Raw genomic sequence first — 23,400 nt, forward strand, 5'->3', positions numbered from 1 at the left:
GAAGCGGAATTGGAGGGCGCTGCGTGCGAGCGCCAACGCATAGTATGGCGCGATGCGACGACTTCCCTCCTCCCGGGCTTTCCGGCGCCTCTGCCCCCTGCTGGCGGCTCTGGCTCTTTCGGCCTGCACGGCCCTCCAGAACAATCCCGATGCGCCGGTAGCGCGGCGCGTCGCCGCGCTGCTGCCCACCGACGTGCTGATCCTCGGCGAACAGCACGACGCGCCCGAGCACCATGCCATCGAGCGCGAGACCGTCGAGGCGCTCGCGGCCCAGGGCAAGCTGGCCGCGCTGGTGCTCGAAATGGCAGAGGAAGGCACGGGCGCCGTCTTGCTCGGCCCAACAGCCACCGAGGTGCAGGTGCGGGGCTCGCTGGCCTGGAACGACAAGGCCTGGCCCTGGCAGAGCTACGGCCCGGCGGTGATGGCCGCGGTGCGCGCCGGCGTGCCGGTCATCGGCGCCAACCTGCCGCGCGCGCGCATGAAGAACGCCATGGCCGACGTCTCGCTCGACGTGCAGCTCAATGGCGAGGCCTACACCGCGCAGCAGGATGCCGTGCGCGAAGGCCACTGCAAGCTGCTGCCCGAGCCCCAGATCGTACCGATGACGCGCATCCAGGTGGGACGCGACCGCGCCATGGCGCAGGCCATCGTCAAGGCCCGCCAGCCGGGCAAGACGGTGCTGCTGATCAGCGGCGCGGGCCATGCCACCAAGGTGCTGGGCGTGCCGCAGCACCTGCCGACCGAGGTGTCGGTCAAGACCGTGCGGCTGCAGGCCGGGGAATCGCCGGGCGAGGAGGAAGGCAAGGAAGCCTACGACGCCGTCTGGCGCACGGCCGCGCTGCCGCCGAAGGACTACTGCGCGGACATGCGCATTCCAGCGCCGCGGCCTTCGCCTTGAAGACCACGCGCCGGCTCAGGCAAACTTCTTGATCGAATCCGCCAGCGTGTTGACCAGCGTGTCGATGTGCTGCTTCTCCACGATGTACGGCGGCGCGATCACCAGCACGTCGCCCGCGGGCCGCACCAGCGCGCCGTTGTGGAAGCAGTCCAGGAAGATGTCGTAGGCGCGCTTGCCCGGCGCGCCCGCGATGGGTGCGAGCTCCACCGCTGCGGCCAGGCCGAGGCTGCGGATGCTGATCACGTTCGGCAGGCCCTTGAAGGCACTGTGGAACGCATCGCCGAGCACCGTGCCCATTTCGCCGGCGCGGGCGAACAGGTTTTCCTGCTTGAACAGGTCGAGCGTGGCAATGGCCGCGGCGCAGGCCACCGGATGGCCCGAGTAGGTATAGCCGTGGAAGAACTCGACCACGTGCTCGGGCGCGTCGGTCTTCATCATCGCGTCGTAGAGCTTGTCGCGGCAGATCACGCCGCCCAGCGGAATCACGCCGTTGGTCACGCACTTGGCAAAGTTGAGCATGTCGGGCACCACGCCGTAGTAGTCCGACGCGAAGTTGGTGCCCATGCGGCCGAAGCCGGTGATGACCTCGTCGAAGATCAGCAGGATGCCGTGCTTGTCGCAGATCTCGCGCAGGCGCTTCAGGTAGCCCTTGGGCGGCAGGTACCAGCCGGCCGAACCGGCCACCGGCTCGACGATGATCGCGGCGATGTTGCTCGGATCGTGCAGCGGCAGGATGCGCGTTTCGAGCTCGACCAGCGGGTCTTCGGCCCACACCGGCTCCTCGTTGTGGATGTAGGCATGGTTCACCGGGTCGTGGATGAAGCGCATGTGGTCCACGCGCGGCAGGAAGGCCGAGCCGAACACCTTGCGGTTGCCCGGAATGCCGCCCACCGACATGCCGCCGAAGCCCACGCCGTGGTAGCCCTTCTCGCGGCCGATGAACACGTTGCGGTGACCCTCGCCGCGTGCGCGGTGGTAGGCCAGCGCCACCTTCATCGAGGTGTCGGCCGCCTCGGAGCCCGAATTGCAGAACAGCACCTTGTTGAGGTCACCGGGCGCCAGCGCGGCGATCATCTCGGCCGCCTTGAAGGCCTTGTCGTTGCTGACCTGGAAGGCGGTGGCGTAGTCGAGCGTGTCGAGCTGCTTCTTGATCGCCTCGTTGATCGGTTTGCGGTTGTGGCCCGCGCCCACGCACCACAGCGACGAGATGCCGTCGATCACCTTCTTGCCGTCGTGCGTGGTGAACTCCATGCCGTCGGCGGCCACGAAGACGCGCGGGTCTTTCTGGAAGTGGCGGTTGGGAGTGAAGGGCAGCCACTGGTTGCCCATGTTGAAGTCCTGATAAGCCATCGATTGCTCCTGCTTAACGCGCACCAAAAAACGGCATTCTGGCACCCCTGCGACAATCGTGCCCCTCATGACGACCACTACGCCCGCTTACATCCTGACCCTCTCCTGCCCCGACCGGACGGGCATCGTGCATGCCGTTTCGGGCTTTCTGCTCGAACGCGGCGGCAACATCGAGGAAGCCGCCCAGTACAACGACCACGACACGGGCCTGTTCTTCATGCGCGTGCGCTTCGCCTGCGGCGACCACACCGAGGCGGCCCTGCGCGAACAGCTCGCCACCTTCGCGGCCGGTTTCGGCATGAGCCTGCAATTGCATGCCGCGGCCGAGCCCATGAAGACCGTGATCCTGGTCAGCAAGGAAGGCCACTGCCTGAACGACCTGCTGTTCCGCTGGAAGAGCGGGCTGCTCGCCATCGACGTGCGCGCGATCATCTCGAACCACCGCGACTTCTACCAGCTGGCCGCCAGCTACAACGTGCCCTTCCATCACATTCCCGTGACGGCCGCCACCAAGGCGCAGGGCGAAGCCAGGCAGCTGGAAATCATCGAGGCCGAAGGCGCCGAGCTCGTGGTGCTCGCGCGCTACATGCAGATCTTGAGCAACGGCCTGTGCAAGAGCCTGGCGGGCAGGGCCATCAACATCCATCACTCGTTCCTGCCGAGCTTCAAGGGCGCCAAGCCCTACTACCAGGCGCACGACCGCGGTGTGAAGCTGATCGGCGCCACCGCCCACTACGTGACGGCCGACCTCGACGAAGGCCCGATCATCGAGCAGGACGTGGCGCGCGCCGACCACACCGACACGGTCGAAGACCTCACGGCCCGCGGCCGCGACACCGAGAGCCAGGTGCTGGCCCGAGCGGTGAAGTGGCACAGCGAGCACCGCGTGCTGTTGAACGGGCATCGCACGGTCGTCTTTCGATAGCGCGGAGCCCGTTCAGGAATACCGCGGATCAGTTGCGGTTCGGATTGTCCGGACGGCGGTCGTAGCGGTTCGGCACGCCGTCGCGATCGCGGTCCCACTCGCCGCGGCGGTATTCCCAGCGGCCGTCGCGCTCGCGCCATTCCGGCGGACGGTAGGCATAGCCCCGGCGGGCGCGCACATACATGCCCCTGACCCACACATGTTGTCCACCACGCCATTCATAGTGCCCCGGGGCCCACACGTAGCCGCGGCGCGGCGGCGGAGGGCGCTCGAAGCGGGGCGGCGGCGGCGGCACGTCGACGAATACCCCAGGCTGCGCCTGGGCGGCGGTCGGCACCATCAGTGCGCCTCCCATCGAGAGCAGCGAGGCAGCGATGGAAAGGGTGATTGCGAGTTTTTTCATGGGTGTCCCCTCATGAGTGGTTGGAGCCTTCATGCTGACCAAGCCATGTGAAGCGCCTGTAAGCACTCGACGGGACATTGTGTAGAGGTGTATCGCCAAAGCAGCGCCCTTGTTGGCGCTCACTCCTGCGATTACTCCTGCAGTTCGCGAAGATCGATGGCCGCAGCCATGGCGGCATAGCCCGCCTTGTTGGGATGCAGGTGGTCGCCGTTGTCGTAGAGGGGATTGAACGTCGTCGGGTCGGCCGGGTTGCGCAGCACGGCGTCGAAATCGATCACGCCGTCCACGTCCTGGCGGCTGCGGATCCAGCGGTTGACCTCGCCGCGCATGGCCTCGGTCGCCTCCGTCCAGTAGGGCGTGTTCCTGAACGGCGGCACGGTGCCGATCAGCACCTTCACGCCCTTGGCGCGGGCTTGCTTGATCAACTGCTGCAGGCCCTCGGTGATGCGCTCCGCCGTTGCGACCTCGTGCTCCGGCGTCGGCCGACCCGGCAGCACGAACACGCTGCGGCCGATGTCGTTGGTACCCAGCAGCACCATCACGTGCGTGACGCCGCTCTGCCCGAGCGCATCGCGCGCAAAACGAGAGAGGCCGTTGGGCCCGATGCCGTCAACCAGCAAGCGGTTGCCGCCGATGCCCATGTTGAGCACCGAGACCGCCTGCGCCGCCGAAGGGCTGTTGCGCAGGCGCGTTGCGAGCAATTCGGGATACGACCCGTCGCCGGCCTCGCCGCCGCCCGCGGTGATCGAGTCGCCGAAGGCCACCACCGTGCGCACGGGCTGCGTGGTCATCACGTCCAGGCCCGTCACGATGTGGTTCAGCGGCAAGGGCGCGGCATCCTGCAGCCTGGGCGTTGCGACGGCATTGCCGCCGGCCACCCAGCTGGTGTCGGGCGACCGCAGGTGAATCGTCGCGAAGGGCACGGGGCGGTCGAAGAAGGCACTCACCGCCACCGCCTGTCCGGCCTGGACCTTCAGGTCGGCACCGTCGCTCCAGGCTTCGGCGCCCGGCGCCACAACCGTGCTGCCGCGCCCGCCGAAGCGCAGCTTGCGCAGCGTGGCTGGCGACACCGCGCCGCCACCGGTGCCGTGCCCCACGCTGGCTTCGGCGATGTGCAGGGGCGTCTTGCCGAATCGATTCGAAAAGCGGATGCGCACACGCTCGCCGCTCAATGCAGGCTCGAACTGCTGCCGCAGTGTCTGCCCGCGGAACGCATCACCGCCGGGCCGGGGTGCCGCAGCCGTGAGAAATGGATTCGCACTGAGCTCGCGGAAATCCACCGGCGCAGCCGCCCAGCCGGCCACCCAGTGCGCCTCGACGGGCTGCCTCGGCTGCTGCTGCGCATCGGCAGCGGGTTGAACGGCCTGCACGGCCACTGCAACGACGAGCAGCAGGCAGCCGACCGCGGCCATCCAATTCCGCAGCGCACCTTGGCGAAGAGCAGAGAGCCAATGCGAATCCAGTTTCATGCGCAAAGCGACTCAGTTTACGGAGCCCCCTTGCCATCGCATGTGACAAGGTCCAGTGCATGGTTACCAAGTGTCTACATAGGGCGAAGCCGCCTGCGTGGAACGTCCCGCGGATGCGAGCCCGCGCACCAGCCAGGTGCGGGTTTCGGCGGGATCGATCACCGCATCGATCTCGAGCGTCTGCGCCATGTGGATCGCCTCGCCGTTGGTGTACTGCTGCGCCACCAGCTTCTTGAACAGCGCGTCGCGCTCCGCGCCTTCGGGCACCGCGGCCAGCTCCTTGCGGTAGCCCAGGCGCACCGCGCCTTCGAGCCCCATCGCGCCGAATTCGCCGGTCGGCCAGGCCACCGTGAACACCGGCGCATCGAAGCCGCCGGCCGTCATGGCCTGCGCGCCGAGGCCGTAGCCCTTGCGCAGCACCACCGCGAAGAAGGGCACGCGCAGGTGCGAGGCCACCATGAACATGCGGCACACATGGCGGACCTGCGCCTGCGCCTCGATCTCGGGACCGACCATGAAGCCGGGCGTGTCGCACAGCGAGACGATCGGCAGCCCGTGCGCATTGCACAGCTGCATGAAGCGCGCCGACTTGTCGGCCGCCTCCACGTCGATGGCGCCGCCCAGGTGGTGCGGGTTGTTCGCCATCAGCCCCACCGGTTTGCCCTCGATGCGCGCCAGCGCGGTGACGATGCCCGCGCCGAAGCCGGCGCGCAGTTCGAGCAGCGAGTCGGTGTCGGCCACGCCGCGCATCGCGGCACGCACGTCGTACACGCGCAGCCGGTTCTCGGGCACCACGTGGCGCAGCGCGCGCGGATCGGCGCATTGCCAGTCGGAAACCGGCCCCTGGAAATACGAAAGGTATTGCTTCGCGGCAGCCACTGCCGCCGCTTCGTCTTCCACCAGGATGTCGATCACGCCGTTGCGCGACTGCACGCTGCTCGGCCCGATCTGCTCGGGCGCGAAGCTGCCGAGGCCGCCGCCCTCGATCATCGCGGGACCGCTCATGCCGATGTTGCTGCCGCGCGTGGCAATGATCACGTCGGCGCAGCCCAGCAGCGCGGCATTGCCCGCGAAGCAGCGGCCATGCACGATGCCCACCACCGGCACCTTGCCCGACAGCGCCGCGAACTGGCTGAAGGTGTGGTTGTTGAGGCCCGCGACGATCGGCATGTCGGTATCGCCCGGCCGCCCGCCGCCGCCTTCGGCGAACAGCACCACCGGCAGCTTCAGCTGGTGCGCCACCGCCAGCAGCCGATCGGTCTTGTGGTGGTTGCGCATGCCCTGCGTGCCGGCCAGCACCGTGTAGTCGTAGGCCAGGACGGCGCAGCGCGATGCCTCGGGTTCGAACTGCTTCGCGTTGATGCTGCCCAGGCCCGTCACCATGCCGTCGGCCGGCGTGTTGGCGATCAGGTCTTCGAGCGTGCGGCGGCGCGTCTGCGCGGCGATGGCGAGCGCGCCGTATTCGATGAAGTTGCCGGGGTCGGAGGCGGTGTCGCACAGGTCGGCGATGTTCTCGCGCGCGGTGCGTCCGCCCTGCGCATGCCGCTTGTCGACGGCCAACTTGCGGTTGGCGTCCAGGGTCGGCGCATGGCGGTCGATCACCTTCTGCAGATCGGGGCGGATCGCGTCGAGGTCGTGGTCGGTGCGCGCCTCGGCTTCCACCGCCTGCGCATCGACCGCTTCCAGCCGCACCAGCGACTGGCCTTCGACGAGGTAGTCGCCAGGCTCGGCCAGCAGCGCGACCACGCGGCCGGCGACGGGCGCATGCAGCAGGTGTTCCATCTTCATGGCTTCGAGCACGCCGAGCTGTGCGCCGGCAGGGAGCACATCGCCCACCGCCACTTCGAACTGCACCAGCTTCGCGGGCATCGGGGCCTTGATCGTCAGGTTGTCCGCATCGTCTTCGATTGCCGCTGCCTGCGCATCGGCAGGTGCGATCTTCTTCGCATGCCTTTCAAGCGATGCCGCGGCGGCCAGCAGGTCGCCCAGATGAGCCTCGACGAAGCGCGTGTGCACCGCCTGCGTCGCGAACTCGGGCCGCGTGGCAATGGCGCGCAGCAATGCAAGGTTGGTCGCGATGCCGTCGATGTGGCATTCGTCGAGCGCGCGCAGCGAGCGCCGCAGCGTATCGGCAAAGTGCGGCGACGGCGAATGCACGATCAGCTTGGCAAGCAGCGTGTCGTAGTGCGGCGATGGCGCCAGGCCCGCGTAGCCGTGCGTATCCACACGCACACCCGGCCCGCTCGGCAGGTCGAAGCGCGCAAGCGTGCCGCCCGAGGGCCGCGCATTGCCATGGGCATCGAGCGTCTCCGCGTTGATGCGCCATTGCACCGCGAACCCGCGCTGCACCGCCGTGCGATCGGCTTCCACGCCGAGTGTCTTCAAGGGCTGGCCGGCGGCCACCGCCATCTGCAGCTGCACAAGATCCAGGCCGGTCACCGCCTCCGTCACCGTGTGCTCGACCTGCAGCCGCGGGTTCGCCTCGATGAAGACGAAGGGGAGCGTGGCCGATTCGGCATCGACGAGAAATTCGAAGGTGCCCAGGCTGCGATAGCCCGCGGCCTTGGCCATGCGGAGCGCGGCCTGCGTGATGGCGGCCCGCAGCACATCGGACAGCGAAGGGCTGGGTGCGATCTCCACCAGCTTCTGGAAGCGCCGCTGCAAGGTGCATTCGCGCTCGCCGAGGCTGGCCACGGCCTGGCCATCGCCGAGCACCTGAATCTCGATGTGGCGCGCATTGCGCATCAGGCGCTCGACATACACGCCTTCGACGCCGAAGGCCGCCTTGGCCTCGGACATGCAGCGCGCATGCGCTTCGGGCAGCTCGTCCGCATTCAGCACCGCGCGCATGCCGCGCCCGCCGCCCCCGCCAATGGCCTTGATCATCACGCCTGCAGCACCCTGCGCCTGCTGTTCGGCGAAGAAGGCCTGCGCCTGCGCGAGCGTCACCGCGCCGGCGCTGCCGGGCATCACCGGCACCTCGCATTGCGTGGCCAGCGCACGTGCGCGCGCCTTGTCGCCGAACAGCGCGAGCTGCTCGGGCGCAGGGCCGATGAAGACCAGCCCCGCGTCCGCGCAAGCCTGTGCGAAGTCCGCGCGTTCGCTCAGAAAGCCGTAGCCGGGATGCACCGCATCGCAGCCCTGGGCCTTCGCCACGCCGATCAGTGCGGCAACGTCGAGGTAGGCCGAGGGCCCGGCCGCATCGAGCGCGACGGCCGCGTCGGCCAGCTGCACATGCAACGCCGACGCATCGTCGCGCGCATGTACCGCCACGCTGGCAATGCCCAGGTCGCGCAGCGCGCGCACCAGCCGCACCGCAATCTCGCCGCGGTTGGCAATCAGGACTTTGGAGAACAAGAGGGAACCTTTCAGGCTTTGTCTTTCAGCAGGCGCCGCAGCACCTTGCCGGCGCCGGTGGTCGGCAGCGCATCGATGAAGCTCACGGCGCGCGGCGCCTTGTAGCTGGCCATGTTGTCGCGTGACCAGGCGATGAGCGCATCGGCCTCGAGCACCGCGCCGGGCCTGCGCACGATGAAGGCCCTGACCACCTCGCCCTTCTCGGCATCGGGCTGCGCAATGACCGCGGCCTGGGCCACCGCGGGATGCTTGATGAGGATGGTCTCGACCTCTTCGGGGAACACGCTGTAGCCCGAGACCTTGATCATCTCCTTGAAGCGGCCGATGAAGGTGAGATAGCCGTCTGCATCGAGCTTGCCCATGTCGCCGGTGTGCACCCATCCATTGCGCAGCGTGGCCGCCGTGGCTTCGGGCTTGTTCCAGTAGCCCTTGAAGGTGCCGGGGCTGGCCAGCACGATCTCGCCGACCTCGCCCGCAGGCAGGTCGGCTTGCGTGTCGGGGTCGACGATGCGGATGCTCACGCCCGGCACCGCAACGCCCTGCGTCCCCCAGCGCGGCGCATGGTGCGGCGTGTAGGTGTCGCAGGTGTGGGTTTCGCTGAGCCCGTACGCGGCTTCGAACGACGTGCAATGGGGCGCGTGCGTGCGCCATTGCGCGGCCAGCGGCTCGGTGAAGGTGATGCCGAAGCTCGTGACCGGATTGCGCCGCAGGCTCGAGAGGTCGAAGCCCGCGATGTCGGATACCTGCATGCAGGCCACGTTCATCGGCGCGATGCTGTACCACCAGCTCACCCGGTAGCGCGCGATGGCCCGCAGCACCGCGCGCGGATCGAAGCGATGCAGCAGCACCGAGGCGGCGCCCGTGAGCACCGGCACGTTCACGCCCATCAGCATGCCGGCAATGTGATAGAGCGGTGCGATCGAAAGCAGCACGTCGTCGCCGGCCACGCCGTTGCAGTCGGCTGCCGCGCGGGTCTTGAAGAGCGCATTGCCGTAGCTCAGCATCGCGCCCTTGGGCAGCCCGGTGGTGCCGGAGGTGTAGGTCATGAGCGCCACGTCGTCGAGGTCGATGGCCACCGGCTGCGGCGTGGCATCACCCTGCATCACTGCCAGGAAGTCTTCGCATCCCGCGGGCACGCTGCGCGGGGCGTTGCGCTCGGCGAGCAGTTCGGCGGGCAGGTCGAGCACGGGCTCTTCGGGCAACAGATCGGCGTAGTGCACCACGAACACGTGCGAGAGTGCGCTCTGCGGCTGCACCTTGCGCACCACCGGCAGCAGCGGCGCGGCGGCGACGATCGCGCGCGCCTTCAGGTCGTTGACCTGGTAGGCCAGTTCATGCTCCTTGTTGAGCGGACTGCTCGGGCAGACGATGGCGCCGATCTTCTGGATGCCGAAATGCGCGACCAGGTACTGCGGGCAGTTGTTGAGGAACAGCACCACCGGCTCGCCCTTCTTCACGCCCAGGGCCTGCAGCCGCGCCGCGAAGGCGTCGCTTGCGCGGTCGAGCTGCGCCCAGCTCATGGCGTGGCCGTACCAGATGCAGGCCGCGCGGTCGCCGCGCTCGCGCGCATGGGTGCGCAGGTACTCGTGCAGGGGCTCGAGCGGACGGTCGGGCAATGTCTCCATGGCGTCACTTTCTCAGGGTTATCGATAGCCGGCTGCAGGAGCCAAGCGCTTGCCAATGAGTGCATGGTGCACCAACAATCCTACCCATGGGTATAACTTCCGCGACACGGCACAAACCCTCTGGCAACGCCGCCGCCACTGCACAGCCGCACCTGCCCCAGGGCACGGGGCGCCAGCGCGCGGCCACGCAGGGCACCGACCTTCAGCGCGAGCGCATCCTGCAGGCGGCGGCGCAGCTCTTTGCGGCGCAGGGCTATGCCAACACCACCATGGCGCAGATCGTCCGCGCGCTGGGCGTGACCAAGCCGTTCGTCTACTACTACTTCCGCGACAAGCAGGAGATCTTCGAGACGCTTTCGTGGCGCCCCGCGGTCGATTGCTTCACGGCCCTCGATTTCGCGGCCGGCGATCCGCGCCGCGCGAGCGAGAAGGTGCTCGAAGGCATCGAACGCCTGATCCGCGCCACCATTGCGCACCACCCCTGCGCCTTCTTCCCCTACCGCGAGCCGCAGGTGTACCGGAGCGAATACATCGCGGCGCAGAAGAAGCTCGCGCACCACTTCTACGACCTGCTCTGCCCGCTGCTCGAAGAAGCGCGCCGCGATGGCGACCTGGACTTCACCGAAACCAAGATCACCGCGCTGGCGGCCTGCAGCCTGCCCGGTTTTCTCTACAGCTGGTACCGGCCGAACGGACGCCTCTCGCCCGACGAGGTGGTGGCCGAACTCACGAAGCTGGCGAGCCGGGTGATCGGCCTGCGCACCCAAGACTGACCACAAACCCGAGAGAGACAAGAACAATGAAGTCCATGCACGCGCTCCTGGCGCCGGTCGCCCTCGCCTGCCTGCTGGCCGTTGCCGGCGGCGCCCAGGCCCAGCAGCAGCCCACCTACAAGATCGCCTACATCGACCCGCTCTCGGGTCCGTTCGCGAACGTGGGCGAACTGATGCTGACGCACACGCAGTACGCCATCGAGGAGATCAACGCCAAGGGCGGCGTGCTCGGCGGCACGAAGCTGCAGCTGCTGCAGTTCGACAGCAAGCTCTCGGCGCAGGAAAGCCAGAGCGCGCTGCAGGCGGCCATCGACCAGGGCGCCAGGGCCATCGTCACGGGTGGATCGGGCTCCTCGGTGGTGACCGCGCTGGTTCAATCGGTGGCGCGCTGGAACCAGCGCAATCCCGGCAAGGAGCTGATCGTGCTGAACCACTCGTCGATCGACCCCGAGATGACGGGCAAGGGCTGCAGCTTCTGGCACTTCCAGACCGAGGCCAACACCGCGATGAAGATGAAGGCGCTGGCCAACTACATCAAGAAGACGCCCGACGTGCAGAAGGTCTACCTGCTGAACCAGGACTATGCCCACGGCAAGCAGTGGGCGAGCTACGGCAGGCAGCTGGTGGGCCTGGCACGGCCCGACGTGCAGTTCGTCGGCGAAACGCTGCATCCCATCGGCCGCGTGAAGGACTTCTCGCCCTACATCGCGAACATCAAGCAAAGCGGTGCCGATTCGGTCATCACCGGCAACTGGGGCCAGGACATGACGCTGCTGCTCAAGGCGGCGGGCGATGCGGGCTACAACCTGCGCTACTTCAACCACAGCGCGGGCTCGGTGCCGGGCACGGTGCTGGCGGTGTCGCAGGCCAAACTCGGGCAGCTGACCTGGGTGGCCGAGTGGCATCCGGGGCAGGCCGACACGCCGCGCGCCGATGCGCTCGCCAAGGCCTACAAGGCCAAGACGGGCAAGGACTTCCTCGCGCCGCGCATCGACTTCACGCCGCGCCTTTTGGCAGCCGCCATCAACAAGGCCGGCAGCACCGACACGGTGAAGGTGGCGCGTGCGCTCGAGGACATGAGCTTCGACTCGGTGGTGGGCCCGATCCGCATGCGCGCCGAGGACCATCAACTGCTGCTGCCGCAAGTGGTCAACACCATTGCGCCGGTCGATGGCAAGACCGTGAAGGCGGGCTGGGAAGGCACAAACTACGGCTTCCGGACGGACGCTGTCTACACGGGCAACGAGCTGGCACAGGGCTCTGAGTGCAAGATGGTTCGGCCCTGAGGGCTTTGGTTTGAAGTCCTTCGGGGCGCGTGCACAGGCCACCGGGTACTCCCCTCCGCGAATGTCCCCCGGGGCTACGCCCCTCCTCCTTTATTTCGCTGCGGGGAGCACCCGATGCCCTGTGCACCAGGGCACGCTCTGGGTGCACAGCTGATCAACGACCGCTCTGCATAACGCTCCCGTCGATGGGGTGCCTTGCGCAGCGAAATAAAGGAGGAGGCCGCAGGCCGGGGGACATTCGCGGAGAAAGGTACCCCGTCGGCGGGAGCGCGCCCTGAACAAGACACCGAACAAGACCCAGAACGGGCCTAAGGGAAACCCCGTCCTGCCCCCCACCGGTGCCCTCGGGATACTCCGGAGTCACACGCCGGAATCTCCGAAGCGGGTCCACTCCAAAGGCACGACACCCATGGCAGGCAAAAACTCGCTCCATCCGATCCCGCATCCTGCCAAGAAGCCGTTCGTCGGCAACCTGCTGTCGATCGGGTCCGACTCCCCCGTGCTCGACATGTGGAAGATCGCGCAGGAGCTCGGCGGCATCTACTGGCTCGACATGCCGGGCATGCCGGTGATCGTGGTGTCGTCGCCCGCGCTGGTCGACGAGCTCTGCGAAGAGGCGCGCTTCGACAAGAGCACGCGCGGTGCGCTGCGGCGGCTTCGCGCCGCATCGCACGGGCTCTTCACTTCGGACACGCACGAGGAAACCTGGTCGAAGCCGCACAACATCCTCTTGGCCAACTTCAGCCAGCGCGCGATGCAGGCCTACCACCCGATGATGCTGGACATCGCAGGCCAGCTGGTCACCAAGTGGGAGCGGCTGAACTTCGACGAAGAGGTGGACGTGGTGCGCGACATGACGGCGCTCACGCTCGACACCATCGGCCTGTGCGGCTTCGGCTACCGCTTCAATTCGTTCTACCGCGAGGGCTTCCATCCCTTCGTCGATGCGATGGTGCGCACGCTGGAGACGGTGCAGAACCGCCGGGGCCTGCCGCTCGAAGAGTTCATGCTCAAGAAGGAGCTCGCCCAGCAGCGCAAGGACATCCGCTTCATGCACAAGATGGTGGAAGACATCATCGAGGAGCGCCGCGCGGGCGGGGCCGACATTGCCACCAAGCCCGACCTGCTGAGCTACATGATCGCGGGCGTCGACAAGAAGAGCGGCGAGCAACTCAGCGACAAGATGATCCGCGACGAGTGCATCGAATTCCTCATCGCGGGGCACGAGACCACCAGCGGCCTGCTGTCGTTCGCGATCTACTTTTTGCTGAAGAACCCCGAGGCGCTGGCCAAGGCGCAGGCCGAGGTCGACAGCGTGTTCGGCCCCGACACCTCGCAGAAGCCGACCTATGCGCAGGTCAACCGGCTGCAGTACGTGATGCAGGTGCTGAAAGAGGCGCTGCGCCTGTACCCGACCGCGCCCGCAATCTCTATGCGAGCCAAGGAAGACACGACCATCGGCGGCCAGTACACGATCAAGAAGAACAACATGGTCATCATGCATGCGCTGGCGCTGCATCGCGACAAGGGCATCTGGGGCGAGGACGCCGACCAGTTCAACCCCGACCACTTCAGCCGCGAAGCCGAGCGCGAGCGGCCGGTCAATGCCTTCAAGCCCTTCGGCAACGGACAGCGCGCCTGCATCGGGCGCCAGTTCGCTCTGCAGGAAGCGGTGCTCACGCTGGGCATGATCCTGCAGCGCTTCGATCTCGTCGACCACACGGGCTACGAGCTCAAGATCAAGGAGGCGCTCACGATCAAGCCGGAAGGCCTGAAGATCAAGGCGCTGCTGCGCGACCCGGCCACGCGGCCGCGCGGCAACGGGGAAGCGGCAGCAGCCACGCCAGCGACCCCGGCGAAACCCGCCGCGCGCAAGCCGCAGGCGGCGCGCCACGGCACCTCGCTGCTGGTGCTGCAGGGCTCCAACCTCGGCACGGCCGAAGACCTGGCGCGGCAGCTGGCCGAGGCCGGCGAGCTGCGCGGCTTCTCGACGCAGGTGGCCTCGCTCGACGACTACGCCGAGCGGCTGCCGGCCAACGGCGCCGTCGCCATCGTCTGCGCCTCGTACAACGGCGTGGCGCCCGACAACGCCGCCGAGTTCCACCGCTGGCTCGACAAGGCCGACGATTCGCTCAATGGCGTGCGCTTCAGCGTGTTCGGCTGCGGCAACACCGACTGGGCCGCCACCTACCAGGCGGTGCCGCGGCGCATCGACGAGCGGCTCGACGCACTCGGCGCCACGCGCGTGCATCCGCGCGGCGAGGGCGATGCGCGCGAAGACATGGACGGCGCCTTCCAGGACTGGAGCGACGCGCTCTGGCCCGAGCTGGTGAAGGCCTTCGGCATCCAGTCCGGCGCCGATACGCCCGCCGAGGCCGAGCCGCTCTACACGCTCGAGGAACTGCCGCCGCCGCAGAAGAACGCGCTCGTCGATGCACTGGGCGCGGTGGCGCTGCGCGTGATCGAGAACCGCGAGCTGCAGAAGAACCCCGGCAGCTACAGCGAAGCGGGCCGCTCCACGCGCCACGTCGAGTTGATGCTGCCCGAAGGCGTGAACTACCGCGCCGGCGACCACCTGAGCGTGGTGCCGCGCAACAGCCCGGCCCAGGTGGAGCGCGCCATGGCGCGCTTCGGGTTCGACCGCTCCGCGCATGTGCGGCTGCATGCCGATCCGGGCCGCAAGACGGCCCTGCCGGTCGACCAGGTGATGGCGGTCGACCGCCTGCTCGGCGACTATGTCGAGCTGCAGGACGTGGCCACGCGCAAGCAGATCGCCACGCTCGCGGCCTATACCGAGTGCCCGGCCACCAGGCCAAAACTCGCCGCACTCTCGGGCAGCGACGAAGCCTCGCAGGCAGCCTACAAGGCCGAGGTGCTGCACAGGCGCAAGTCATTGCTCGACCTGCTCGAGGAACACCGTGCCTGCCAGCTGCCGTTCGCGGTGTTCCTCGAAATGCTGTCGCCGCTCTCGCCGCGCTACTACTCGATCTCTTCGTCGCCGACGATGACGCCGGGGCGCTGCAGCGTCACCGTGGGCGTGGTGAGCGCGCCGGCGCTTTCGGGCAACGGCAGCTTCGAGGGCGTGTGCTCCAACTACCTGGCGCGCGCCGAAGCGGGCGACACGGTGCACGGCGTGATCCGCGAAACCACGGCCGAGGGCTTTCGCCTGCCCGAGGATGCGCAGCGCCCGCTCGTCATGATCGGCCCCGGCACCGGCCTGGCGCCGTTCCGCGGCTTCCTGCAGGAGCGCGCGGCGCAGGCCGAGCGCAAGGAAGCGCTGGGCGATGCGATGCTGTTCTTCGGCTGCCGGCATCCCGAGCAGGATTTCATCTATGCCGAAGAGCTCGAGGCTTGGTCGCACCGCGGCCTGATGAAGCTGCACACGGCCTTCTCGCGCGCCGGCGAACGCAAGGTCTATGTGCAGGACCTGATCCGCGAGCAGGGCGCGGCCGTGTGGAAGCTGCTCGAAGCCGGCGCGGTGATCTACGTGTGCGGCGACGGTTCGCGCATGGAGCCCGACGTGCGGCGCACGCTGGCCGACCTGGCGCGAGAGCATGGCCACGACGGCGCGGCGTGGATGGACAGGATGATTGCCGAGCAGCGCTACGTGCTCGACGTCTGGGCCGGAGCCTGACCCCGCGGAAACTCAGGCCTTGCGGCCCGGATCGGGATAGACCAGCGGCCCCAGCAGGCCGCGGTTGAACGGCTTCCAGCCGTTCTCCGGCTGCGCAAGCCGATCGGCCACCGCATAGAGCACCGCCGGATGCGCGCCGAGCCCCAGATGGCTCGCCACCACCTCGATGTTTTCCGCCTGCGGCCCCGGCTTCTCGAGGCTGCAGCGCCACGCGACGACGCCGTCGGTGCGGCTGAAGATCGAGGTCGTGGGCACCGGCGGCGCGTGGGCTGCACGAACTTCATGCGGCGCGGGTCGTGCGAGCTCTGGCCGCTCACGCCCTCGTACACGCGCCATGCGTTGGTGGCGCGCGGGCTGCCGGAGAACGGGCTGCCCAGGGTGATGACGTTGCGCACCAGTTCCGGCTGCGCCGATGCCAGCAGCCGCGCATAGACGCCGCCCAGGCTCCAGCCGATCACGCTGACCTTCTGGCCGCTCTTTTCAGAGAGCGACTTCAGCAGCGCGAGCATGCCGTCCTCCACGCCTTCGCGCGGGCCGAAATTGCGGCCCAGGCCCCAGCCGTGCGCGTCGTAGCCGCGGCTGCACAGGTAGCGGCGCAGCACCAGCGTCGAGCCGTCGCCCGCCACGAGGCCAGGCAGCACGAGCACCGGATGGCCGTCGCCGCGCGGCGCGAGCTGCAGCAGCGGCCACATGGCGATGCCGGCGCCCGTTTCCCAGAGTGCGCGCGCCTCGGCCAGCAGCAGCAGGCCCGACGGCGGCGCGATGGGGTCTCGGGTGGCGGAGGTCATGGGGCGGCTTTCCTTGCTGTTCTTTGTTCTATAGGACGAGCATGGCGAACCGAAGTTTCACCGTCCCGTCGGACAACAGCGATCTTTATCCGAGGTATTTGCCCCGCAGGTAATCGAGGTAAGCCCTCGATTCGCTGGAAACATACGGGGAAATCAAGGTCAGCGTGTAGAACGCCGCCAACCCCGGGTCGGCCTGCGCGAGCGCATCGCGCCCCGGCACCAGGCGTTCGAACGAGAGCCAGCAGGTGGTGGTGAAGACCATCTGCAAGGCCAGGATGCGGGCCTGCTCGGCGCTGGTTTCGATCACGCCCGAGGCCACCAGCCCTTCGCACAGCGCCTGGGCCGCCAGCAGGTTCTGTGCGGTGAGCGCCTGCGCGCGCTGGCCGAGCGCAGGGTATTCGCCGGCCAGGAAGGCCATGTCGCGATAGATGAACCGGTACTGGTCGATGGCTTCGAAGCGCAGGTGCAGCGCCAGCCAGAGGTCGTCGATGGCGGCGATCGAACCCGAGGAGCCGTCGAGCACTTCGAGCCGCTGCTCGAAACGCCGGAACAGCCATTCGACGATCAGCTGCTTGGCCTTGAAGTGATAGTGCAGGTTGCCCGGGCTCATGCCGAGCTCGGCCGCGATCTTGTGCGTGGACACGGCCGCCAGGCCTTGCGCGTTGAACAGCGCGAGGCTGGCCTGCAGGATGCGATCGCGCGTGGTGTTGGAACTGGCCACAACCGGCTGATGCTGCTGCGTGCGTCGGTGCTTCGCTGGGCCGAGGCTCAGCGCTTGCCGCTGCCGCGCGGGCCGGCGTTCCTGGGCTCGAGTTGCGCGAGGCGTTCGCGCAGCCGGATCACTTCTTCGCGCAGTGCCTGCACTTCTTCCGCGCTGGGCATGCCCAGGCGCTGCAGGGCGGTGGCCACGCGCTGGTCGAACACGTCCTCGAACTTGCGCAGGCCGAAGCTGTCGAGGCTCGGAAAGCCACGGGGAACCGCGGCCTTGGCCGCCGCCGGATCGAACTTGCCCTGGCCGATGCCCAGCAGGCCCTCGATCACATTGGCCTGGCGCTTGGCGACATCGTCGCGCACGTTGCCGAGCACCTTGAGGCCCGCGCGCAGCAGGCCCTCGGCACCGCCGGCCTTTGCGCTCGGCCCGGCGTCCGGTGCGGCAGCAGCCGTTCTTTTTTTCTTCGATGCCGCAGACCTCTTCCCGGCTGCGGGCGCCTTCCTGGCCGCAGGAGTTTTCCTTGCAGGCTTCGCAGGCGCCGCCCTCTTCTTCTTGGAATCGTCCGTCGGATCGAGGCGGGTCGCCATGCGTTGTTGCTCCAGGGTCAGGCCGCCTTGCGGGCGGCGGTGCTGCGGCGAACCGGCTTCTTGGCGGCGGCGGCCTTGGCCTTCACGCTGCGCACGGGCTTGTTCGCTTCTTCGGTGCCGCTCACGCGCACTTCGATCTGTTTCGCACCGGCAGCGACCTTGTCGGCGATCTGCACCGACACGTTGGCGATCGGCTGGTTCAGCGCGTTCAGCGTCTTGACCACCGAGCTGACGACGGGCGATTCGACGCGCGCCACGCGGCCGGCCACGGTTTCGATGCCGCTTGCGGTGCCGGCAGCCACGCGGTCCATCACCGAGACGATGCGGCCGGTATCGATGTCCAGGCGGTTGGCCAGGAAGCCGTTGATCTTTTCCTGCGCGCCGATCAGGTTGGCCTTGACCTGCTCGCTCACCAGCGGAATCTGGCGGCTGCCCAGGAATTCGCTGTAGCGCGAAGCAGCGCCGCCGAGCAGGCGATGAACGCCGGCGCGGTAGGCGCCCACCAGCGTCTTGCCGGCGTCGTTGTACTGGCCGATGACGTGGATGGCAGCGGAAGAGAAGGAAGCTTGCGTGGTGCTCATGTGGATGTCCTGGAAGTTGATCGTCGGGTCGCGGGATTCGCGATGGAGTGATCTTCTTCCAGAGTGCCTAGGCCTGGAAAGCTAGAACGGTCGGAAAACTAGTCCAACTGCCCCAATTTTCGCGGCGGAGGGTCCGCCGATCATGCCGCAGCGGCCACCCTGGCGCGTTTGGCGGGCGCGGCGGGCTTGCGGGGCGCGGCCTTGGGAGCGGCTGCCTTGGCCGGCGCTTTCCTCACGGCGGTCTTGGCGGCCGGTGCCTTGGCCGCGGGAGCTTTCGCTGCCGGCGGCTTCTTTGCGGCCGCCTTTTTCGCAACGGGTTCTGCGGCAGGTTTAGCGGCGGGCTTGGGCGCCGCCTTCACGGCGGGCGCCGGCTCGGGAGCAGCCGCAGCCTTGGCAGGCGCCGCGCCCGCCGCCGCGGGATGCGTCTGCGTCAGGCCCAGCAGCAGCTGGTGCTCGGCCAGCATGTAGTCGCCGATCTCGGTGATGTCGGGCACCGCGCGGCGGCAGGCGATGAGGCCGTAGTCCATGCGGCCGTTGTAGCTCTGCACCGTGACGTTGAGGGCAGTGCCGTGGCTCGCGATCGACACCGGGTAGTAGCTGGTGACCAGCGCGCCCGCAAAGTACATCGGGAACGGCGCGCCCGCCACGTTGGAGATGGCCACGTTGGCGGCCGGCGGCAGCAGGTTCACCAGGCCCGAGCGCCCCACCATCGAGGCGATACCCGACACCAGCCAGGGCGCGGCAAAGGTCGGGAAGTCGTCGAGGATCACCGCCTTGAAGCGGTTCATGGTCGACTTCGAGCTGGTCGACGATGCGTTGATCGCCTTCAGCCGCTGCACCGGGTCGGTGATGTCGGTGGCCAGGCTCACGAGGATCATGCTGGCCTGGTTGTTGGAGGTCTCGTCGCCAGCTTCGCGCAGGCTCACGGGCACGCCGGCCACCAGCGGCTTGGCGGGAAGCTCGTTGTTGTCGGCCAGGTAGTGGCGCAGCGCGCCGGCCACGGTGGCCATCACCACGTCGTTGAGCGACACGCCGAAATGCTTGGCGATGTGCTTGGTCTCGGCCAGCGAGATGGTGCGGCCCGCAAAGGTGCGCTGGTTGGTGATCGACACGTTGAGCGAGGTGCGCGGCGCAAACAGGTTGAACTTTTTCGGCGCGGTGGCGGTGTTCTTCTCGGCCGCCTTCTCGTCGGGCTTGGCCAGGCCGCCGAGCGCCCGCGCGATGGCCGGTGCCATCTTGAAGAGCTTGACGTACTGCTGCGCCGTGTTGCGCAGCGCCGCGGTCGCGAGCTCGGCCATGCCCAGCTGGTAGCCGCTGCTGCGCGGACGCGCGCGCGGCGGCTTCACCACACGGCCCGCGGGCTCGAGGTCGAAAATGGCCTTGCCGAGCGCCACGCCGGCCTGCCCGTCGATGCCCGCATGGTGCACCTTGGTGTAGAGCGCCACCTGGCCGCTCTTCAGGCCGTCGATGATGAAGAACTCCCACATCGGACGGCTGCGGTCGAGCAAGGTGGAATGCAGCCGCGCCACGTACTGCTGCAGCTGCCGGTTGGTGCCGGGCCGGGGCAGCGTGATGTGGCGCACGTGGTAGTCGAGGTCGATGTCCTCGTCGGCCACCCACACCGGGTTGGTCATGTCGAAGGGCATCAGCGCGAGCTTGCGCGTGAACACGTCGGCCAGGTGAATGCGGCTGGCCATGAACTGCTTGGCGTCCTCGTAGAAATCGCCCTTGTAGCCCTGGGGCAGGTCGAGCACGTTGAGCGAGCCCACGTGCATCGGCATCTCGGGGGTTTCCAGGTGCAGGAAGGTGGCATCAAGACCGCTCAGGTGTTTCATGTGTCATGTCTCCTTGTTGCGCCAAGCGCCGTCCGTCCGGCAGGATACCCGTGGGAGCCCCGCGCATCGAGGCCAAACGGCGGAACACGGGTTTGTCACTAGACCCGCGCCCGGTGCGCTATGAATTCAATAGCTTTGGCCGACCCTGCCGGCGGCATGCCTTTCTTCACGCCGGCTTCGTACACTGCGCCCATGACATCCACCACCTCTTCCACGCAGCCCGACGAGCACCAGTGGCTCGAAGACATCGACGGCGCCGAACAGCTCGCATGGGCGCGCGAGCACAACGCGAAGACCGTGCAGCGCTACGCGCAGTCGCCCGCCTTCGAGCGCATGGAGCAGGGCATCCTCGAAGTGCTCGACTCCGAGGCCCGCATCCCGATGGTGCGCAAGATCGGCCCGCTGTTCTACAACTTCTGGCGCGACAAGAAGAACCCCAAGGGCCTGTGGCGGCGCACCACGCTGGCCGAATACCGCAAGCCCCAGCCCGACTGGGAAACCGTGCTCGACCTCGACGCGCTGGCCGAGGCCGACAAGGAGAACTGGGTCTGGCACGGCGCCGATTGCCTGCAGCCCGGCTACAAGCGCTGCCTGATCTCGCTCTCGCGCGGCGGCGCCGACGCGAACGTGGTGCGCGAGTTCGACCTCGAGCTCAAGCAGTTCGTCGCCAGCGGCTTCACATTGCCCGAGGCCAAGAGCAACGTGGCATGGAAGGACATCGACCACCTCTACGTGGCCACCGATTTCGGCCCCGGCTCGATGACCAGTTCGAGCTATCCGCGCATCGTCAAGGAATGGAAGCGCGGCACACCGCTTGCGAGCGCGGCCATGGTCTACGAAGGCGGCGAGGACGACATGACGGTCAGCGCCTGGCGCGACAACACGCCGGGCTTCGAGCGTGACTTTGTCTCGCGCCAGATGGACTTCTACGACAGCGAGACCTGGCTGCGCACGAGCGACGGCCGGCTGGTGAAGATCGACGTGCCCGACGATGCCAGCGCCGAGGTCACGCGCGAGTGGATGCTGGTCGAGCCGCGCAGCCCCTGGACCGTGGGCGGCGCCACCTACCAGCCGGGCTCGCTGCTGGCGGCGCGCTTCGACGACTACATGGCCGGCCAGCGCGAGATCACCGTGCTGTTCGAGCCCGACGACACCACCGCGCTCGACGACTATTCGTGGACCCGCCACCACCTGATCCTCAACGTGATGCACGACGTGGTGAACCGGCTCGAAGTGCTCACGCCGCAGGCCGGCGCCAAGGAATGGAAGCGCGAGAGCCTGGGCGGCGCGCCCGAGCTCTCGACCATCGAGGCCGGCGGCATCGACGAAGACGAGAACGACGACTATTTTCTGACCGTCAGCGGCTTCCTGCAGCCGACCACGCTTTACATCGGCACCATCGGCCAGGGCGAACCCGAACCGCTGAAGGACAGCCCCGCCTTCTTCGACGCCTCCGGCTATCGCGTGAGCCAGCATTTCGCCACCTCGAAGGACGGCACGCGCGTGCCCTACTTCGAGATCGCGCCCAAGAGCCTGCAGGCCGACGGCCGCAACCCCACACTGCAATACGCCTATGGCGGTTTCGAGATCTCGCTGCAGCCCAGCTACAGCGGCGCCATCGGCCGCGCCTGGCTCGAGCAGGGCGGCGTCTACGTGGTCGCCAACATCCGCGGCGGCGGCGAGTACGGGCCGCGCTGGCACCAGGCCGCGCTGCAACACAACCGCCTGCGCACCTGCGAAGACTTCGCCGCGGTTTCGGAGCACCTCGTCGCGCGCAACATCACCTCGCCGCGGCACCTGGGCGCCATGGGCGGCAGCAACGGCGGGCTGCTGATGGGCAACATGCTCACGCTCCATCCCGGGCTCTACGGCGCCGTCGTGAGCGAGGTGGCGCTGCTCGACATGAAGCGCTATACCCACCTGTCGGCCGGCGCCTCGTGGATTGCCGAATACGGCGACCCCGAGCAACCGGAGGAATGGGCCTGGATCCAGGCCTTCTCGCCCTACGAGAACGCCAAGCCCGGGCAGCCCTATCCGCCGGCGCTCTTCACCACATCGACGCGCGACGACCGCGTGGGGCCGGTGCATGCGCGCAAGATGCATGCGAAGCTGGCCGCCATGGGCTACGACAGCAGCTTCTACGAGAACATCGAAGGCGGCCACAGCGCGGCCACGGACAACAAGGAAGCCGCCTTCATGGACGCCCTCGGCTATGCCTATCTGTGGAAGCACATCGGACGAACATCGACATGAGCAACGGCAACGGCACCACCCTCGAACTGATCGGCGCGCCCACCGACATCGGCGCCAGCGTGCGCGGCGCCGGCATGGGCCCCGATGCGCTGCGCGTGGCCGGGCTCCCGGAGGCGCTCGCGCGGCAGGGCTTTACTGTCATCGACCGCGGCAACCTCGCGGGCCCCGCCACCCCCTGGACCGCGCCGGCCAACGGCCTGCGCCATCTCGATGAAGTGATTGCCTGGAACCGCTCCGTCTACGCCGCCGTCGACACCGCCCTGGGCACCGGCCACGTGCCGCTCATGATGGGCGGCGACCATTGCCTGGCCATCGGCTCGATCAGCGCCGTGGCCTGGCATGCGCGCAAGCGGGGCAAGAAGCTGCGCGTGCTGTGGCTCGACGCGCACTCCGACGTCAACACCGAAACCACCAGCCCGAGCGGCAACCTGCACGGCATGCCCGTGTCCTGCCTGCTGGGCCACGGGCCCGCGGCGCTCACCGGCTGGAGCGGCGAGCGCGCCGCACTGGAGCACGACGCCATCCGCTTCATCGGCATCCGCAGCGTCGACGAGGACGAGAAGGACGCCATCCGCACGCTGGGCCTGCATGTGTTCGACATGCGCCACATCGACGAGCACGGCATGCGCACCACCATGACCGAGGCGCTGCAGGACGTGGACGAAGACACCCACCTGCACGTGAGCTTCGACCTCGACTGCCTCGACCCCGGCATCGCGCCCGGCGTGGGCACCGGCGTGCGCGGCGGCCCCACCTACCGCGAGATGCAGCTGTGCATGGAAATGGTCGCCGACACCCGCCGCCTCGGCTCGGTCGACGTGGTGGAGCTGAATCCGGCGCTCGACGTGCGCAACCAGACCGCCGAAGTGGCGGTGGAGCTGATCGAGAGCCTGTTCGGCAAGTCGACGCTGGTGCGCTGAGCGG

The 23,400-nt window shown here is 68.0% G+C and carries 17 protein-coding genes; 7 read left to right on the forward strand and 10 right to left on the reverse strand.

The window, feature by feature from the left end; genetic code table 11:
• The first annotated feature begins 52 nt into the window (after positions 1 to 52).
• Positions 53 to 898, forward strand: coding sequence for a ChaN family lipoprotein (locus QFZ47_RS09685; protein ID WP_307655437.1), 846 nt, complete (start codon positions 53 to 55; stop codon positions 896 to 898).
• 15 nt (positions 899 to 913) lie between these two features.
• On the opposite strand, the gene aptA is transcribed toward QFZ47_RS09685, so the two are convergent.
• Positions 914 to 2,248 carry an omega-aminotransferase AptA gene (aptA, locus tag QFZ47_RS09690; RefSeq protein WP_307655438.1) on the reverse strand — a complete coding sequence of 445 codons (1,335 nt, stop codon included), beginning with the start codon at positions 2,246 to 2,248 and terminating at the stop codon, positions 914 to 916.
• 67 nt (positions 2,249 to 2,315) lie between these two features.
• Between aptA and purU the strand changes: the two genes are divergently transcribed.
• Complete coding sequence (gene purU / locus QFZ47_RS09695; RefSeq protein ID WP_307655439.1) at positions 2,316 to 3,173, forward strand: formyltetrahydrofolate deformylase; 858 nt, start codon at positions 2,316 to 2,318, stop codon at positions 3,171 to 3,173.
• Positions 3,174 to 3,201: 28 nt separating this feature from the next.
• Here purU and QFZ47_RS09700 read toward each other — a convergent pair whose 3' ends face one another.
• The 4 genes from QFZ47_RS09700 to QFZ47_RS09715 all read right to left on the reverse strand — a co-directional run bounded on the left by QFZ47_RS09700 (position 3,202) and on the right by QFZ47_RS09715 (position 10,027).
• The gene (locus QFZ47_RS09700) at positions 3,202 to 3,576 is read right to left on the reverse strand and encodes a hypothetical protein (RefSeq protein WP_307655440.1); all 375 of its coding nucleotides are present in this window, start codon (positions 3,574 to 3,576) and stop codon (positions 3,202 to 3,204) included.
• Between the two features lie 131 nt (positions 3,577 to 3,707).
• Entirely contained in the window at positions 3,708 to 4,988 is a 1,281-nt protein-coding gene (locus QFZ47_RS09705) for a GDSL-type esterase/lipase family protein (protein WP_307655441.1), read from the reverse strand.
• Positions 4,989 to 5,108: 120 nt separating this feature from the next.
• Entirely contained in the window at positions 5,109 to 8,402 is a 3,294-nt protein-coding gene (locus tag QFZ47_RS09710) for a carboxyl transferase domain-containing protein (protein WP_307655442.1), read from the reverse strand.
• An 11-nt stretch (positions 8,403 to 8,413) separates the two neighbouring features.
• The gene (locus tag QFZ47_RS09715) at positions 8,414 to 10,027 is read right to left on the reverse strand and encodes an AMP-binding protein (RefSeq protein WP_307655443.1); all 1,614 of its coding nucleotides are present in this window, start codon (positions 10,025 to 10,027) and stop codon (positions 8,414 to 8,416) included.
• An 86-nt stretch (positions 10,028 to 10,113) separates the two neighbouring features.
• On the opposite strand from QFZ47_RS09715, the gene QFZ47_RS09720 reads away from it, so the two are divergent.
• From QFZ47_RS09720 to QFZ47_RS09730, 3 genes are all read left to right on the forward strand, one after another.
• Positions 10,114 to 10,800, forward strand: a complete 687-nt coding sequence (locus tag QFZ47_RS09720; protein ID WP_307655444.1) for a TetR/AcrR family transcriptional regulator — start codon at positions 10,114 to 10,116, stop codon at positions 10,798 to 10,800.
• Between the two features lie 26 nt (positions 10,801 to 10,826).
• Positions 10,827 to 12,086 carry a branched-chain amino acid ABC transporter substrate-binding protein gene (locus QFZ47_RS09725; RefSeq protein WP_307655445.1) on the forward strand — a complete coding sequence of 420 codons (1,260 nt, stop codon included), beginning with the start codon at positions 10,827 to 10,829 and terminating at the stop codon, positions 12,084 to 12,086.
• Between the two features lie 409 nt (positions 12,087 to 12,495).
• Complete coding sequence (locus QFZ47_RS09730) at positions 12,496 to 15,720, forward strand: bifunctional cytochrome P450/NADPH--P450 reductase (RefSeq protein ID WP_307655446.1); 3,225 nt, start codon at positions 12,496 to 12,498, stop codon at positions 15,718 to 15,720.
• Here QFZ47_RS09730 and QFZ47_RS09735 read toward each other — a convergent pair.
• The 5 genes from QFZ47_RS09735 to QFZ47_RS09755 form a co-directional block, all read right to left on the reverse strand.
• Complete coding sequence (locus QFZ47_RS09735; protein WP_307655447.1) at positions 15,690 to 16,508, reverse strand: esterase/lipase family protein; 819 nt, start codon at positions 16,506 to 16,508, stop codon at positions 15,690 to 15,692. The two genes, QFZ47_RS09730 and QFZ47_RS09735, sit on opposite strands and share 31 nt — an antisense overlap.
• Before the next feature lie 85 nt (positions 16,509 to 16,593).
• Complete coding sequence (locus tag QFZ47_RS09740) at positions 16,594 to 17,229, reverse strand: TetR/AcrR family transcriptional regulator (RefSeq protein WP_307655448.1); 636 nt, start codon at positions 17,227 to 17,229, stop codon at positions 16,594 to 16,596.
• 47 nt (positions 17,230 to 17,276) lie between these two features.
• Positions 17,277 to 17,807 carry a phasin family protein gene (locus QFZ47_RS09745; protein WP_307655449.1) on the reverse strand — a complete coding sequence of 177 codons (531 nt, stop codon included), beginning with the start codon at positions 17,805 to 17,807 and terminating at the stop codon, positions 17,277 to 17,279.
• Positions 17,808 to 17,824: 17 nt separating this feature from the next.
• Positions 17,825 to 18,388: a hypothetical protein gene (locus tag QFZ47_RS09750; RefSeq protein ID WP_307655450.1), complete on the reverse strand. Its 564-nt coding sequence runs from the start codon at positions 18,386 to 18,388 to the stop codon at positions 17,825 to 17,827.
• 140 nt (positions 18,389 to 18,528) lie between these two features.
• On the reverse strand, positions 18,529 to 20,223 hold the full coding sequence (locus QFZ47_RS09755; RefSeq protein WP_307655451.1) for a WS/DGAT/MGAT family O-acyltransferase: 1,695 nt from the start codon (positions 20,221 to 20,223) through the stop codon (positions 18,529 to 18,531).
• A gap of 156 nt (positions 20,224 to 20,379) precedes the next feature.
• Here QFZ47_RS09755 and QFZ47_RS09760 point away from each other — a divergent pair, with 156 nt between their 5' ends.
• Together QFZ47_RS09760 and rocF are read left to right on the forward strand one after the other, a co-directional pair.
• Complete coding sequence (locus tag QFZ47_RS09760; protein ID WP_370880631.1) at positions 20,380 to 22,476, forward strand: prolyl oligopeptidase family serine peptidase; 2,097 nt, start codon at positions 20,380 to 20,382, stop codon at positions 22,474 to 22,476.
• Positions 22,473 to 23,396: an arginase gene (rocF, locus tag QFZ47_RS09765; RefSeq protein WP_307655453.1), complete on the forward strand. Its 924-nt coding sequence runs from the start codon at positions 22,473 to 22,475 to the stop codon at positions 23,394 to 23,396. Before QFZ47_RS09760 ends, rocF begins: the two co-directional genes overlap by 4 nt.
• Positions 23,397 to 23,400 lie beyond the last annotated feature (4 nt).

The sequence above is a fragment of the Variovorax paradoxus genome (genome assembly GCF_030815975.1).
Lineage (GTDB): Bacteria > Pseudomonadota > Gammaproteobacteria > Burkholderiales > Burkholderiaceae_C > Variovorax > Variovorax paradoxus_N.